The sequence below is a fragment of the Amphritea pacifica genome, assembly GCF_016924145.1.
Taxonomy (GTDB): domain Bacteria; phylum Pseudomonadota; class Gammaproteobacteria; order Pseudomonadales; family Balneatricaceae; genus Amphritea; species Amphritea pacifica.
In genome coordinates this window covers 46,018-60,549 of record NZ_JAFFZO010000023.1, presented here as the reverse complement: position 1 = coordinate 60,549, position 14,532 = coordinate 46,018, and the positions used below count along the sequence as shown (strand labels likewise).

The 14,532-nt window shown below is 52.3% G+C and carries 15 protein-coding genes and 1 riboswitch; of the genes, 10 read left to right on the top strand and 5 right to left on the bottom strand.

Annotated features, from left to right (window positions below):
- Positions 1 to 102 precede the first annotated feature (102 nt).
- Both JW499_RS14150 and JW499_RS14145 read right to left on the bottom strand, forming a co-directional pair.
- Positions 103 to 1,383, bottom strand: coding sequence for an AmpG family muropeptide MFS transporter (locus tag JW499_RS14150; protein ID WP_332874433.1), 1,281 nt, complete (start codon positions 1,381 to 1,383; stop codon positions 103 to 105).
- Positions 1,384 to 1,470: 87 nt separating this feature from the next.
- Positions 1,471 to 1,953, bottom strand: coding sequence for a YajQ family cyclic di-GMP-binding protein (locus JW499_RS14145; RefSeq protein WP_091357615.1), 483 nt, complete (start codon positions 1,951 to 1,953; stop codon positions 1,471 to 1,473).
- 119 nt (positions 1,954 to 2,072) lie between these two features.
- Here JW499_RS14145 and JW499_RS14140 point away from each other — a divergent pair, with 119 nt between their 5' ends.
- The 5 genes from JW499_RS14140 to JW499_RS14120 all read left to right on the top strand — a co-directional run bounded on the left by JW499_RS14140 (position 2,073) and on the right by JW499_RS14120 (position 7,045).
- On the top strand, positions 2,073 to 2,975 hold the full coding sequence (locus JW499_RS14140) for a ketopantoate reductase family protein (RefSeq protein WP_205211216.1): 903 nt from the start codon (positions 2,073 to 2,075) through the stop codon (positions 2,973 to 2,975).
- 62 nt (positions 2,976 to 3,037) lie between these two features.
- Entirely contained in the window at positions 3,038 to 3,895 is an 858-nt protein-coding gene (gene ppk2, locus JW499_RS14135) for a polyphosphate kinase 2 (protein ID WP_205211215.1), read from the top strand.
- A gap of 71 nt (positions 3,896 to 3,966) precedes the next feature.
- A riboswitch (cobalamin riboswitch) is annotated at positions 3,967 to 4,186 on the top strand.
- 36 nt (positions 4,187 to 4,222) lie between these two features.
- Complete coding sequence (locus tag JW499_RS14130; protein ID WP_205211214.1) at positions 4,223 to 6,043, top strand: TonB-dependent receptor domain-containing protein; 1,821 nt, start codon at positions 4,223 to 4,225, stop codon at positions 6,041 to 6,043.
- 69 nt (positions 6,044 to 6,112) lie between these two features.
- Positions 6,113 to 6,697: a cob(I)yrinic acid a,c-diamide adenosyltransferase gene (locus JW499_RS14125; protein ID WP_205211213.1), complete on the top strand. Its 585-nt coding sequence runs from the start codon at positions 6,113 to 6,115 to the stop codon at positions 6,695 to 6,697.
- 36 nt (positions 6,698 to 6,733) lie between these two features.
- Complete coding sequence (locus tag JW499_RS14120) at positions 6,734 to 7,045, top strand: hypothetical protein (protein WP_232846418.1); 312 nt, start codon at positions 6,734 to 6,736, stop codon at positions 7,043 to 7,045.
- Positions 7,046 to 7,075: 30 nt separating this feature from the next.
- On the opposite strand, the gene JW499_RS14115 is transcribed toward JW499_RS14120, so the two are convergent.
- Positions 7,076 to 7,885 (bottom strand): cobalamin-binding protein, encoded by an 810-nt coding sequence (locus JW499_RS14115; protein ID WP_205211212.1) that lies wholly within the window; start codon positions 7,883 to 7,885, stop codon positions 7,076 to 7,078.
- A 226-nt stretch (positions 7,886 to 8,111) separates the two neighbouring features.
- On the opposite strand from JW499_RS14115, the gene JW499_RS14110 reads away from it, so the two are divergent.
- Entirely contained in the window at positions 8,112 to 9,299 is a 1,188-nt protein-coding gene (locus JW499_RS14110) for an NnrS family protein (protein WP_205211211.1), read from the top strand.
- On the top strand, positions 9,296 to 9,601 hold the full coding sequence (locus JW499_RS14105; RefSeq protein WP_205211210.1) for a TfoX/Sxy family protein: 306 nt from the start codon (positions 9,296 to 9,298) through the stop codon (positions 9,599 to 9,601). The genes JW499_RS14110 and JW499_RS14105 overlap by 4 nt, the downstream gene beginning before the upstream one ends.
- 84 nt (positions 9,602 to 9,685) lie before the next feature.
- Here the strand turns inward: JW499_RS14105 and acuI are convergent, their stop codons facing one another.
- A complete protein-coding gene (gene acuI, locus JW499_RS14100; protein ID WP_205211209.1) occupies positions 9,686 to 10,669 on the bottom strand; it encodes an acrylyl-CoA reductase (NADPH) in 984 nt (327 codons plus the stop codon).
- A gap of 243 nt (positions 10,670 to 10,912) precedes the next feature.
- Here acuI and JW499_RS14095 point away from each other — a divergent pair, with 243 nt between their 5' ends.
- Together JW499_RS14095 and JW499_RS14090 are read left to right on the top strand one after the other, a co-directional pair.
- Entirely contained in the window at positions 10,913 to 11,653 is a 741-nt protein-coding gene (locus JW499_RS14095) for a FadR/GntR family transcriptional regulator (protein WP_205211208.1), read from the top strand.
- 103 nt (positions 11,654 to 11,756) lie between these two features.
- Entirely contained in the window at positions 11,757 to 12,344 is a 588-nt protein-coding gene (locus JW499_RS14090; protein WP_205211207.1) for a Z-ring associated ZapG family protein, read from the top strand.
- Positions 12,345 to 12,452: 108 nt separating this feature from the next.
- On the opposite strand, the gene JW499_RS14085 is transcribed toward JW499_RS14090, so the two are convergent.
- A complete protein-coding gene (locus JW499_RS14085) occupies positions 12,453 to 13,214 on the bottom strand; it encodes a Nif3-like dinuclear metal center hexameric protein (protein WP_205211206.1) in 762 nt (253 codons plus the stop codon).
- Positions 13,215 to 13,309: 95 nt separating this feature from the next.
- Between JW499_RS14085 and JW499_RS14080 the strand changes: the two genes are divergently transcribed.
- Positions 13,310 to 14,479, top strand: coding sequence for a S1C family serine protease (locus JW499_RS14080; protein ID WP_205211241.1), 1,170 nt, complete (start codon positions 13,310 to 13,312; stop codon positions 14,477 to 14,479).
- Positions 14,480 to 14,532 lie beyond the last annotated feature (53 nt).

Sequence of the window (14,532 nt, the reverse complement as noted above, 5' to 3'; positions counted from 1 at the left end):
ACCGGCTAACATTTTTTTCCTCTCTACCAGACGATGCTGCTGATACGCACCTGCAAACAGCCAACTTTCATACTGGCAGCTCACCTTCAAGCCTGTTCCGGTTTAGTTATCGCTCTGAGGCTCTGCTGCCATCTGATCACCGTTCCAGGGAGCCACTTTCAACAACAGCAACATCCCGGGAATCGCCAGCAGGGCACAGATATAGAAAAACAGGTGCCAGCCCACGGCATCCACGACATAACCTGTAAATGCATTGACGAACGTCCGTGGCAACGCCGCCAGCGCCGTAAACAGAGCAAACTGAGTCGCAGCAAACGCGATACTGGTGGAGCGGGCAATAAAGGCGGTAAACGCAGCGGTACCGAGCCCAACCCCCAGATATTCCAGACTGATCACCACCGCCAGTACCAATTTGTCAGGCCCTGACTGAGCTAATAACGCAAACCCCAGAATGGTCACCACCTGCACTACGCCAAATAACCACAGCGCCCGGTTGATACCCAGTTTTATCATCCATAATCCACCGAGAATCCCTCCCACAACAGAGGCCCAGAGTGCCGAAGCTTTCGCGATAACACCGATCTCTGTCAGACTGAAGCCCATATCGATATAGAAGGGCGTCGACAGTGCGGTGGCCATGTTGTCACCCAGTTTATAGAGGAACATAAAACTGAGAATCTGCAACGCCCCGGTCCAGCCCAGACGGGTGATAAATTCGTGGAACGGTTCGATCACCGCTTCTTTGAGTGTTTGCGGGGTCCGGGGCGCAGTCACCGGTTCATTAACCACCAGCGTCATGATCACCCCCAGTAACATAAATCCGGCAATGATAATGAACACGCTGCTCCAGGGCAGTATATCAGCCAGCACCAGCCCCAGCGCACCCGGCACGAGTCCGGAGATGCGGTACGCCTGCACATGCACCGAGTTGCCCCAGCCCAGCTCATCTTCAGGCAGCAGTTCCCGGCGATAGGCGTCCAGAACTATATCCTGACTGGCGCTGAACAGGGCGACCGCCGTGGCCAGATAGGCGATAGTCATGATCGACATGGTCGGATCAAACAGTCCTAAACTGGCAATGGACCCCAGCAAAGCCAGCTGCATCATCAGCATCCAGCCACGTCTGCGCCCCAAAAATGGCGGCACATAGCGGTCCATCAGCGGTGCCCACATAAACTTCCATGTATAGGGGAAAGTGACCAGCGCAAACAAACCGATCTCTTTCAGACCCACCCCCTCTTCACGAAGATAGGCAGGCAGCAGCTGAAACAATACATACAACGGCATACCGGATGAGAATCCGGTAAAGATACAGATCAGTGTCCGTTGGTTTAATACCGCTTCTGACCAGTGCTTACGAGTCGGTGCTTTTACCGCATCCACTTAATATCCTTAGTGCTAATCCTGGGGTGAGATCAGAGTAACTTACATAAAGTAACGGCAGCTGAATGCTGCCGTATTAATGGACAATCAGTCTCTGAAATTAGTGTATTGCAGCGGCAGTTCCAGATCTTCACTGCGCAACATCGCCATCACTTCCTGCAGATCGTCACGCTTTTTACCCGTCACCCGCACCTGATCACCCTGTACCTGGGCCTGAACCTTAAGCTTTTTGTCTTTAATCATTTTGACAATCTTTTTGCTGAACGGCTGATCCAGCCCCTGTTTCAGGGTCACCAACTGACGGGCGCGCATATTGGCAGTGTGCGGCTCACCAACATCCAGGCTCTTAATATCCACTTTGCGCCCCACCAGCTTGGTACGCAGAATATCCATCATCTGTTGTAACTGAAAGTCGACCTCCGCCTGCAGAGTGATCACATCACCTGCAAGCTCAAATTTCGCATCAACTTTGTTAAAGTCATAGCGGGTCCCCAGTTCCCGGTTAGCCTGGTCTACCGCATTACTCACTTCATGCATATCCAGTTCAGAAACGATATCAAAAGATGGCATCGAGAATACTCCTTAAAGCAGGTCTGCCGCTCGCCCGCGGCCTAATATGTTTTATCCTGCCTATCATACCGTTATGATGGTGATACACATACCCCATTTCGGCATAGGACTCTGAACATATGCACTGGCATATTCTGGGCGCTGGCGCGATAGGCCTGCTCTGGGCAGCAAAGTTACGCACTGCCGGCCATCAGGTCACACTGATTTTACGTACACAGGACAAGCTCTCTCAGTACAATGAAACGGGCCGGTTTTCGATCACCCATGATGACACAATCCAGTGGTTTGATACCCAGGCACAACTGGCTGACTGTGATGATCCTATCGACTACCTGCTGATTACCACGAAGTCGTTTGCGGTAGCTGACGCATTTGCCTCAGTCAAACAGCGCATTTCGGCCGGTACAAAGGTTTTACTGTTGCACAACGGGATGGGGCCGCAGCAACAGCTGAGAGATGAACATCCTGAATTGGAGATCTGGGCAGGCAGCACAACGGATGGCGCTTACTTTGATCAGCCCTTCAGTCTGATCAGGGCGGGCATTGGCGAAACCCATATCGGAAGACTGTCTGATAGTGACAATGACTGCCTGTTTCAGGAGCTGCAAGGGGTTGATCATCAGCTGCGCTATGCAGCCGACATTGAAACGGTACTGTGGCGTAAACTGGCGATTAACTGTGCTATCAATCCACTTACCGCGCTGTTTAACTGCCGCAATGGCGAGTTGCTGAAGTATGACGACCGTCGGGCAGCGATGGCGCAGATCTGCAAAGAGGTCGATGAGGTCACCAGCGCATTGGGGATCTCCCTGTTTGACCGCAAACTGATGGAGGAAGCCTGGGACGTGGCAGAACTGACCGGCAACAACCACTCCTCGATGCAACAGGATGTATGCCACAACCGTCCAACAGAGATTGAAACCATCACCGGTTATCTCTGCCGGATTGCCGATCAGGCTGGCGTAGCCACACCCGCTAACCGCCTGGTGCTCGAAGCTGTCCGGGGGCTGAGTGGGGAATAACAGCGCTGTTTCAGTGTCGTGAGACGCTTTATCAATATTTATCGGTTATCAAGGATATGAACATGACAAAGAAACATACTGAGATGAACCCATCAGAGCGCCGTCTGTCGCAAGGTCTGGGAGAGGATTACCCTTACGATACCAAGCTCTCTAAGAAAAAGTATATAAAAGAGAAACAGAAGCTGCAGATCGAGTTGCTGAAAATGCAAAACTGGATCAAAGAGACCGGCCAGAAAGTGATCATCATTTTTGAAGGACGGGACGCAGCAGGCAAAGGGGGCGCGATTCAGCGTTTTACCGAGCACCTTAACCCCCGGGGAGCCCGTATCGTTGCCCTGAACAAGCCCTCCAGCACCGAACAGGGGCAGTGGTACTTCCAACGCTATCTGCAGCATCTGCCCAATGCCGGTGAGATCGTGCTGTTTGACCGTTCCTGGTACAACCGTGCGGGTGTGGAACGGGTAATGGAGTTCTGCTCAGAAGAGGAGTACAAGCTGTTTCTGAAACACACACCGATGCTGGAACAGATGCTGGTCGAAAGTGGTGTACGTCTGTTCAAATTCTGGTTCTCGGTGAATCAGCGGGAGCAACAACGACGCTTCGATGAACGCCGTGAAGACCCGCTGAAACACTGGAAACTGAGCCCCATGGACCTGGCATCGGTAGAACGGTGGAAGGAGTACACCAAAGCCAAAGAGGCGATGTACCACTATACCCATACAGAGTTTGCCCCCTGGACAACCATCATGTCGGATGACAAGAAACGCGCCCGGTTGAATGTCATGAAAATCGTCCTGAACGCCCTGCCCTATGAAAACAAAGACACAAAGACTGACCTGACGCCGGACAGCAATATCGTTGCCGATGCTATGGATCGCACACCGCAGTTCAGCAAAAAACATATACCTGAGATTGACTAGAGGAATAGATTAGCTGCCTTCATAAACACCTGACACATTTTCATTTGACCCGGGCGCAACCGCAACATAGAGTAGCGCCTCGTTCTACTGGTGCCCGACGCTGACACAACAGCCAGGGTTAATCGGGAAGTCTGGTGCGCTTCTAAACAGAGCAATTCCAGCGCTGCCCCCGCAACGGTAAGTAACTGCGAAACTGACATATGCCACTGTAATGGGAAGGCGTCAGTGACGGATCAGCAAGATACTGATCAGGTTACCAGCCCGGAGACCGGCCAGTAGTCAGTTCACTCTTTAAGTGCACGGTGGGTGCACTAAACAGGAAGTACAATGAAAATATCCCCCCTTTATCAGGCAGTGCTGATGGGCACGGCGCTGATCTCTGCTACGGCTATGGCGCAGGAAACAACACAACAACACACCCTCGATACTGTTGTTGTATCCGCTAACCTGATTGAGCAACCGATTACAGAAACTATCGCCTCGGTATCCGTAGTGACTGCTGAAGATATCCAGCGCTCCCAGGTGGATTCCGCTAAAGCGGCGATCAACCTGTTACCCGGTGTTAACTTCACCAGCAGCGGTGCCCGCGGTCAGTCTGCTGCACTCTACACCCGCGGAACTGAGTCCGATCACACCCTGATTCTGGTTAATGGTATCCGCATTGGAACACCGACAGCGGCAGGCACTCGTCTGGAACTGATTCCGGTGGATCAGATTGAAAAAATTGAGTTTGTCAGAGGTCCCCGTTCGGCCCTCTATGGCTCCGATGCCATTGGCGGGATTATCCAGATATTCACTAAAAGGGGTAAGCAAAAGGCCTCCGGCTCAGTTGCCCTGACTCTCGGTGAACAGGGTACACATAAGTTATCCGGCACCTATTCTCAGCCCTATAGTGACACTGGCAGCATCTCGGTTGCACTCTCGGCCGATCATCATGATGGGATCGATGTTAAGGATGATGCAGAGTTTGATAAAGACGGTTATCGCAATCTGTCCGCGAATATTGCCATTGACCAGCAGTTAGCTGAGCGGGTTGACCTGAATCTCCAGGCCATAAAATGGCAGGGTAACAGCGAGTTCGACACCACCTGGGGAGGCAACGAGTCCGATTTTGAGAATGAACTCTACTCTGCCCACATCCAGTATTCGGGTGATAGTTTCGATAGTGCCCTGAGCGCCGCCTATGTCAAAGATGACAACCTGACTTACGGTAACGGTATCAGCCGCAAGAATGGTTCCCGCTATGTCACCGAACGACAGCAAGTAAACTGGCTTAACACGGTCTACATTAACAACACCTCTATTTCCGCCGGGCTGGATTTTCTGAATGATAATCTGGCCGACAGCACACAGAGCTATACAGTGAATAGCCGGGACACCAAAGCGGCCTTTGTCGGCCTGCTCCAGGAGGGCGATCACTATCAGGCTGAGTTAAGTGGCCGCTTTACCGATGATGAGCAGTTTGGCGAGAATACCACCTACAGTGCGGGATACGCCTACCAGTTTAAACCGGTGAAAATAGCCATAAGCCACGGTACAGCATTCAAAGCCCCTACCTTTGATGACCTGTATTATCCTCTGAGCTTCGGCTATCAGGGAAATCCTGACCTGAAACCGGAAGAATCTGAAACCACAGAGATCAGCTTTTCAGGTCATGGCGTATCTAACTGGGAAGTTAGTGTCTACAAAACCAATATCCGCAACCTGATCAGCATAAATGATAGTTTCACCACAGTGGAAAATACCAACAAAGCAGAAATCGAAGGTGTGGATGCCAGTTACCAGATAAGTTATGGCCACTGGAACCATACTCTGGCATATCAGTATGTGAATGCCAAAGATGCAGCGACAGGGAAAAAACTACGTTTCCGGCCACAGGATACAGTTAAATGGCAGATGAGCTACGCGGCCAATCAATGGTCTGCTGGCAGTGAAATCATCTGGGAGGGTAAACGCTATACCAGCCTGGATAACAGCAGTTCACTACCCGCTTTTACCGTGGTAAATCTCTATACAGCCTATCAGGCAACCCCTGAATGGACGCTTGGAAGCCGGATTGAAAACCTGTTCGACAAGGCGTATCAAACCAATCCCGGGTATAATAATCAGGATCGCTTGTTAACCGTTTCGGCCCGATATAGCTTTTAATTCAACTGAAGCAAGTCACTCCAAGGCTGAATAGTTTTATTCAGCCTTTTTTATTTAAAGGACACTCTGATGGCCAACCGCCTGACAAAAATCTACACCCGCAGCGGCGACAAAGGCACCACCTCGCTGGCCAACGGCAGCAAGGTAACCAAATACCACCCGCGCATCGAAGCGCTGGGGGATACCGATGAACTGAACTGCCTGCTGGGGGTTCTGATTGCTGAACTGCCCGCTCAGGAACCGTTAAGGATACTGCTGCTACAGTGCCAGAACGATCTGTTTGATCTGGGGGGTGAGCTGGCTGTGGCGGATCCGGGCTACACCGTTATCAACACTGAAGTGATAACGCAGATGGAGCAACAGATTGACGCCCTCAACAGCCAACTGCCGCCCCTGAAGGAGTTTATCCTTCCGGGTGGCAACCGGGCCGCAGCGCTGTGCCATCAGGCCCGCAGCGTTTGCCGCCGGGCTGAGCGACGGATGGTGGAACTGGCCGACCAGGAAATGGTCAATCCGTTAAGCGCTACCTACCTGAACCGCTTCTCGGATCTGCTGTTTGTTGCTGCCCGGGTACTGGCACGACAGAGCGGCGGTGAAGAAGTATTATGGCAGCCGCGCAAACCTGCTCATAAACCTGAGCAACAGGGCGGGTAACATAAGTCCGCAGGGGCCGCATGTTATGATGCGGTTATGATTAACCAATATAAACAGCAAAAGAGAGAAACCGATATGTTGCGTTTTATCGCTCCACTGACAATTGCCCTTTTAGCCTCGCTTTTAGCACCACTGGCTCAGGCAGACTGCGCTGATGAGCAGACCTGGTGCGAAACGAAGTGCGAAGTTAAACATATGACCGATGAAGCCGCCGTGACCGGCTGTAAATCCAAATGCGTCGCAGCGCGGGCAGCCTGCAGCACCAAGGCAGGTGCCGAAACGGCGTGGGATGCGACCAAAAAAGCCGCACAGGACACCAAATCGTTTTTCAAAGGCCTGACAGAGTAATACTCAGAAAGTGCACCTGATGCTGAACAGCTACTGCGATTCAACGACCATCCGCGCCTGCTGCAGCGCTTCACACATCTGCTGTGCACCGTCCAGCAAGCGCATGGTTGGACGGTATAGCAGATCTTCGTTGAGACGGTAAAACTGGCCATACCGGGCGGCCGACAGAGCGGGCCATGCCTGCCACTGCTGCTCCCAGCCATCCGGGAGATTTCTCCCCGTCAGAATCACCTGCGGATCCATCAGCAGCACCGACTCTACCCCCAGACGGGGAATCGCCTCCCGATGTCCGGCAAACAGATTTTCCCCACCACACAAGCGAATAACCTGACTCACCATCTGTCCCTGGTTAACAGTCATCAGCGGCTGATTCCAGAGCTGATAAAAAACCCGTAACCGGGTTCTGCCAGCATACTGTTGCTGTAGTGTTTGCAAACGTTCCTCAAACAGCGTCGCCTGATGTTCGCCTTCAGGTAGCTGTAATAGCTGCCCCAATGCCCGCAGGTTATAGGGAATGTCACTGAACACTTTAGGATCTGAGTAGTAAACAGGAATACCCATCTGTTCCAGGCGCTGCAGCGGAAGATGCGGATTACCTCCCGCCCAGGCGACCACCAGATCAGGCTTCAGGGCGATAATCGCTTCAAGATTAAAGCTCTGAGAATCGCCGATCACCGGTACATTCAACGCTTCAGCAGGATAATCGCTGTGACTGACCACACCGGAAATATAATCCCCGGCACCGATAGCAAACAGGTTTTCGGTAATATGCGGCGACAACGCGATAACCCGCCGGGCCGGTTGAGCAATATCAATCACCCGCCCCCGGTTATCTGTCACACTGATACCTGCTTCAGATGCTGAAACAGATAAAAGCTGGCTGCATACAAAGAGGATAAAACCGGGTAATTTGAACCGCATACACACTCGCCGGGACAGAATCTCATTAAGAATGATCCGATTCTACTCTACCCGGCAGAGAAAAAATGCTCTTGCAGCCATTGAAGCACCAGATACCATTATTTTTTATGTTCTTTGAACAGTGAACCAGGGTGAGTAAATTTTTATGCAGATTCAGGAACCCCATCAGGGCAAGCGCTTTGCTCTGTTTAACCTGGGCTTCAGGCCCTTCTTTTTATTCGCGGCGCTCTCGGGCCTGCTGCTGATGCTGCTCTGGCTGATGTTGCTGGGATCAGGTCAGGCGACCTATCGCTATTACCAGATCAGTCAGATATGGCATGGTCACGAGATGCTATTTGGCTATGCCGCGGCAGTGATTGCCGGATTTCTGCTGACGGCGGTGCGCAACTGGACCTCGATCCAGACCCCCTTCGGCGCAAAACTGGCAGGACTCTTCCTGTTCTGGCTGGCGGCCCGGCTGCTGCCACTGATCTCCGAGTTTATTGTGCCGCTACCTGCGCCATTAATCGCGGTGACCGACCTGTTGTTTCTGCCGCTGGTCGCCCTGTCTATCGGGCTGCCGATCATCCGCTCCGGCAATTACAAAAACCTGATTTTCACGGTTATTCTGATCGCCATGAGCTTTGCTAATCTGTTGATTCACCTGCAACTTCTGGGCATTACTGAATCAACTCTGGCTCAGGGAATGGATCTGGAACTGGGACTGATCGTAGTCGTCATGGTCGTCATGGGTGGCCGGGTTATCCCTTTCTTTACTGAACGGGCACTGGCATTTGAAGCAAAACGCTTCACCTGGATTGAGAAATCAGTGATCCCGGTAGCATTTGGCTGGCTCATCGCCAACCTGTTCCAGTTCAACTCTGTTGCCCTTCTGCTTGCAGCACTTAGCGCAGTGCTGAACCTGATTCGCCTGGCAGGCTGGTTCAAACCACGCATGAGACGCAACCCGCTCATCTGGATTCTGCATGTCGCCTATCTGTTTATCCCCCTGGGTTTTGCCCTTGAAGCGGTCAGCGGAATAACTCAGTTATCGCCCTATATCGCCACCCATGCGTTCGCCGCCGGGGCGATCGGATCGATGACGCTCGGCATGATGGCCCGGGTATCGCTGGGCCATACGGCACGGCCATTAAAACTGACTAAAATAACCGTTATGGCGTTTATCCTGATGGTTGCTGCGGGCTCAGTCAGAGTCTTTATGCCGATGGTTCCGGAACTGCACAGCCTGGCGATCCATATCTCCGGTGGACTCTGGATTATCGCCTGGGGGCTGTTTCTGATCCCTTATACTCCGATTCTGTTGAAACCCCGATTAGATGGACAGTTTGGATGACCCGATTAAGAGACCTGCCCGGATTAGGACCAAAATCTGAAGCCTGGCTGACAGAGGTTGGCATCAACACTCCCGAAGCGTTGCGAGAGATAGGCGCTATCCGGGCTTTTATCCGGCTCAAAAATGAGTGCAGTACCGCTCCCAGCCTGAACTTTCTCTACGCGATGGTTGGCGCCATTGAAGGCGAAAGCTGGCTCAGAATAGCTAAACATGAAAAGAGCCGCTTACTAACAGAGTTGGAAGGCTACCGGGAACTGGAAGCACTGTTTCAGGCAGAAGGGATAAAACTCCCCCCGCCATAACGCTTTAATAAAAGCTCAGTAACTAAAAAAGGAGGCCATTTAAATCTCCTTTTTGTTTTTCCTGGCAAGCTGCGAAGCGCTATCTCACTTATTGGGATCAACCAGCGTACGCCCCTGAATCTTACCCGCTACAATATCCGCCGCTGCCTGGGGCAGATCGGCCAGTCCGATCACACTGGAGATATCGCCTAAGGCACTGTCAGGCAGATCGGTTAGTAGTCGGTTCCAGGCCTGGGTGCGGATATCTACCGGGCACATGACTGAATCAACACCCTGCAGGCGCACATTGCGCAGAATAAACGGCATGACCGTCGTTGGCAGTTTGTAACCGCCCGCCAGACCACAGGCGGCAACGGTGCCCCGATAATCGGTCTCAGCCAGCACCCGGGCCAGAATAGTATCCCCGACAGTGTCGATGGCACCTGCCCAGCGCTGTTTTTCCAGCGGCCGCGATGCTTCAGCCATCTCAGCCCGGGTCAAAAATTCGCTGGCCCCCAGGCCACGCAGATACTCGTGGCTGGATTCCCGTCCAGTCACCGCCGCGACGGTATACCCCAACTGACTGAGAATCGCCACCGCAACACTCCCGACACCACCTGCCGCGCCAGTAACCACTACGGTCCCACGATCCGGGGTAATTCCCCCCTCCTCCAGCGCCATCACACAGAGCATCGCAGTTAAACCCGCTGTGCCGATAGACATCGCTTTGGCGGCATCCATTCCCTGAGGCAGTTTAACCAGCCACTCCGGCTTCATCCGCGCATACTGGCTATATCCGCCCCAGTAGCGTTCACCAACACTCCAGCCGGTCATAATGACCTGATCACCCGCCTGGTATTGCGGACTACGGGACTCGGTGACGACACCCGCAAGATCGATTCCTGGTACCATGGGAAATGTATGAACGATTTTCCCGCTCCCCGTGATCGCCAGTCCATCTTTATAATTAAGTGAGGAGTAGCTCACTTTAACCAGCACATCCTCATCGGGCAGATCACTCAGATCAAGCTGTTTGACTGCTGACAGGGTTTTCCCCTCCTCCTGCTCCAACACCAGGGCGTTAAACATAATTTACCTCACTTTACCTTGTCATGGTTTCTCGGGTGATTGCTGCCAGCCATCAGATCTGTTGATGCAGATGATAAAAGGCATTGCGGACACGCAAATCTTTTTAAAACCGGTTAAAAAGTGCATCCGCCTATTTGTCTTACAAATTTACATTAAAGCAATCTACACTATCTTAATTTGTCTTACAAATTAACAATTAGTCGTTTATGTGAAATAATCGCACTCTTACTGTAGGAGAGATTCGTGAGTTTAGAAATAGAGCCCGTTGCCCAGCGCAGCTTGCCCAGGCAGATTGCTGATCAGATCCGTCAGGCCATCATCGATGGTTCATTGAAGGCTGATGATCGCCTACCCACCGAGGGTGAGCTGGCGGTACGTTACCAGGTTTCCCGCCCGACCATCCGCGAGGCGCTCAAACGACTGGGGGCCCAGAACCTGATCCGCTCCCGCCGCGGCCCGACCGGCGGAACCTTTGTCAACCGCCCCTCTGCCATGGATCTGAGTGATGCCCTCACCAGTGCTACCACACTGTTAGTCAGCATGGATGCTTTCTCTATGGAGGATATCGCCCAGACCCGTTTACTGCTGGAGAGCAACTGTCTGAGGCTTGCGGCAGAGCATATCAGTGAAGTGCAACTTGAACTGCTGCAACGGGAACTGGAGCAGCAACAAGATATTACTCTTGCGCCAGAGCAGTTTTGTGCCTCCGATGTCCGCTTTCACCGTCTGATTGCAGAAGCAGCAGGCAATGCCCTGCTGAGCTTTATCATGTTCAGCGTTATTGAGGCGCTGCAACCGATCAGTAATATGGTGACATCGCGCTATATGGAACGCTCGGTCATTATTGACCAGCACACCCGTATTCTGAACGCACTGCAGCAAAAAAACGGCGACCTTGCCTGCGATGTCCTCGCCGAGCAGGTCAGTTACCTGACTGAAATGACGCATCAGGCAAAACGAAATAAGGCGGGAAGCAGCGCTTAGGCCTGCCCCTATGACCAGAACCGCACCGATCCAAATTAACATAGGATTTGCCTGTTATTTGCGTTATTCTTCAGCTGTGAATCAGAGTATTTAAGGAGTTAGCGTGGAAGAGAGCAGCGTCTGGATTATTGGTATTGTGACCCTTCTTGCAGGGACGTTAATTGGCTACCTGATGGGGCGTTCCGGCGACACGTCCAGCCAGCAAAAACTGGTCGATCAGCTCAATGAAGCCCAGCGTGACCTGAGTGAATACAAAGAGAAGGTTAACGGCCACTTCGAGAAAACGGCTGAACTGGTTAACAATCTCACTGAAAGTTACAAGCAGGTTCACCAGCACCTGGCTCAGGGGTCAGAAACACTCTGTATGGGTGAGCACTCACCGGCACAGCTAAGCAGTCAGCCTCAGCCGAAAATTTCCGAACAGGTTAAAGAGGAACCAGAGGAAGAGGCAGAGAAAGAGCAGATTCCGACGGTAACAGAACAGGTTGATACACCCGCGGATGAGCCGGAAGTAGTAGAACCACCCCGCGACTACGCGATTAAAAGCCCCGACGAAGAGGGAACTCTGTCTGAGAAATACGGGCTGAAGAAAAAATCAGAAACGGATGAAGATATTGAGATTCCACCCCTGCTGAAAGATCATGTCCCCGGTAACAGCTTGCGCGACAGCGATGAAAAACGCTCTGCCTGAGCCAACCTCTTCAGTTGAACAGTCAACAGAGTAACAGATATAGAAAACCGGCTGATGCCGGTTTTCTTTTATCACCTTTTTTTATCCCCTACCCGGGAGTACTGACAATCAGACCGGATTATCAATATCCACGAAGTGGTGTTCCAGATCAAACTGCTGTGCCAACGCTTCTGCCAACGCCTGAATACCGTAGCGCTCAGTGGCATGGTGTCCCGCTGCAAAATAATGAATCCCCAGTTCTCTGGCGCTGTGAACCGTGGGTTCCGATATCTCGCCGGATATAAAGGCATCCAGTCCCAGATCCGCCGCCTTTTCGATATACCCCTGGGCAGCCCCCGTACACCAGCCAACGGTTTCAATCGGCTCAGGTCCTCCCTCGATATGCAGCACCTCCCGCCCCATCACCTGCTTTATCTGACGGTTAAAATCGCCCACTGAAAGCGGGCTCGGCAGGCGGCCCGTCAGACCGATGCTTAATGGGTTGTCAGGATCAAGCCCTCCGGTAATCTGTAATCCCAGCTTATCGGCCAGACAGGCATTATTGCCCAGTTGCGGATGCCCATCCAGTGGCAGGTGGTATGCCAGCAGGCTGATATCATGATTTAATAATGTTTGCAGCCGGCGCTTTTTCATGCCGGTGATCACCTCCGCCTCACCCTTCCAGAAATAACCATGATGCACCAGAATAAGATCAGCGCCCAGCACCACCGCCCGATCAAGCAGGGCCTGACTGGCGGTTACGCCGGAGACGATACGTCGTACCTGCCCGCGCCCCTCAACCTGCAAACCGTTGGGGCAATAATCCCTGTATTTCTCAGGGGTTAACAGCGTGTTGCAGTAAATAACCAGTTGTTTCAGTGATACAGCCATAATCTTTTCTTTATATTCCCAAAAGCAGTTTATTATCCGTATAATTCTAAAACAGCTGATCAACTTTACCACTGTTTATAAGGCGCCCTTAATTGATTCAACGCTTGGCTTTTCTTATCTGGCCTATTCTGTCCGGGATTATTGCCGCGGTAGCACTGCTCATCTATCTGCCAGATATGTTTACACCACAAACAAATACCGTGCAGATCCATGAAGCGGATAACCGCTCTGGCACAGCGCAGGGGCCCTATTCCTATGCCGATGCGGTTGATCAGGCCGCTTCAAGTGTAGTTAACATCTATACCCGTACAGTGATTCCCAATAACAACGCTCCACTCTATAACGACCCAAATATTCAGAAGCACTACAACAAGAACAGTAACAAAGAACGGATTCAATCCAGCCTTGGTTCTGGCGTAATCCTAAGCCCGGAAGGCTATATTGCCACCAATAACCATGTTATTTCCGGCGCGGACAGCATTGTCGTGGCACTCAAAGATGGCCGGGAAGCCACGGCTAAGGTGGTGGGTAACGACCCGGATACCGATCTTGCGGTGCTTAAAATCGATCTTCCTGACCTGCCCAGCATTACGATCAGCTCATCGGCTAACCTGCGTGTGGGTGATGTTGCGCTGGCTATCGGTAATCCGTTCGGCGTTGGCCAGACCGTCACCATGGGCATTATCAGTGCTACCGGCCGTAATCAACTGGGTCTGAACACCTATGAAGACTTTATCCAGACCGATGCAGCGATTAACCCCGGCAACTCCGGTGGTGCTCTGATCAATGCCGCAGGTAACCTTATCGGCATCAATACGGCTATATTCAGCCGCTCAGGCGGGTCTCAGGGAATCGGTTTTGCCATCCCCTCGGATCAGGCAAAGCAGGTGATGCAGGACCTCATCGAACATGGTCGGGTGGTGCGTGGCTGGGTTGGGGTGGAGGCTCAGGAGATTACCCCTGAACTGGCAGAATCATTCGGACTGAAAGACACTAAAGGGCTGATTATTGCGGGTATTTTCCGGGATGGACCGGCCCATACTGCGGGTTTACTTCCCGGGGATATTCTCCTGGAGATCGGTGGCAAGAAGATTATTAACAGCTACAACTCGATGTACAGCGTCGCCCGGCTGCCCCCGGGAACGGTACTGCCGGTCAAGGTGTGGCGCAACGGCGAAGTACTGCAACTGGAGATTACCGTCGCCGAACGCCCCAGCGCGACAGAGGTTAGTACCGAGCCGGAAAACAGCGACGGCCAGAACTAAGCTTCTGGCTGTTCAGATCAGCACAAAAAAAGCCCCTGAGGGCTTTTTTTTTC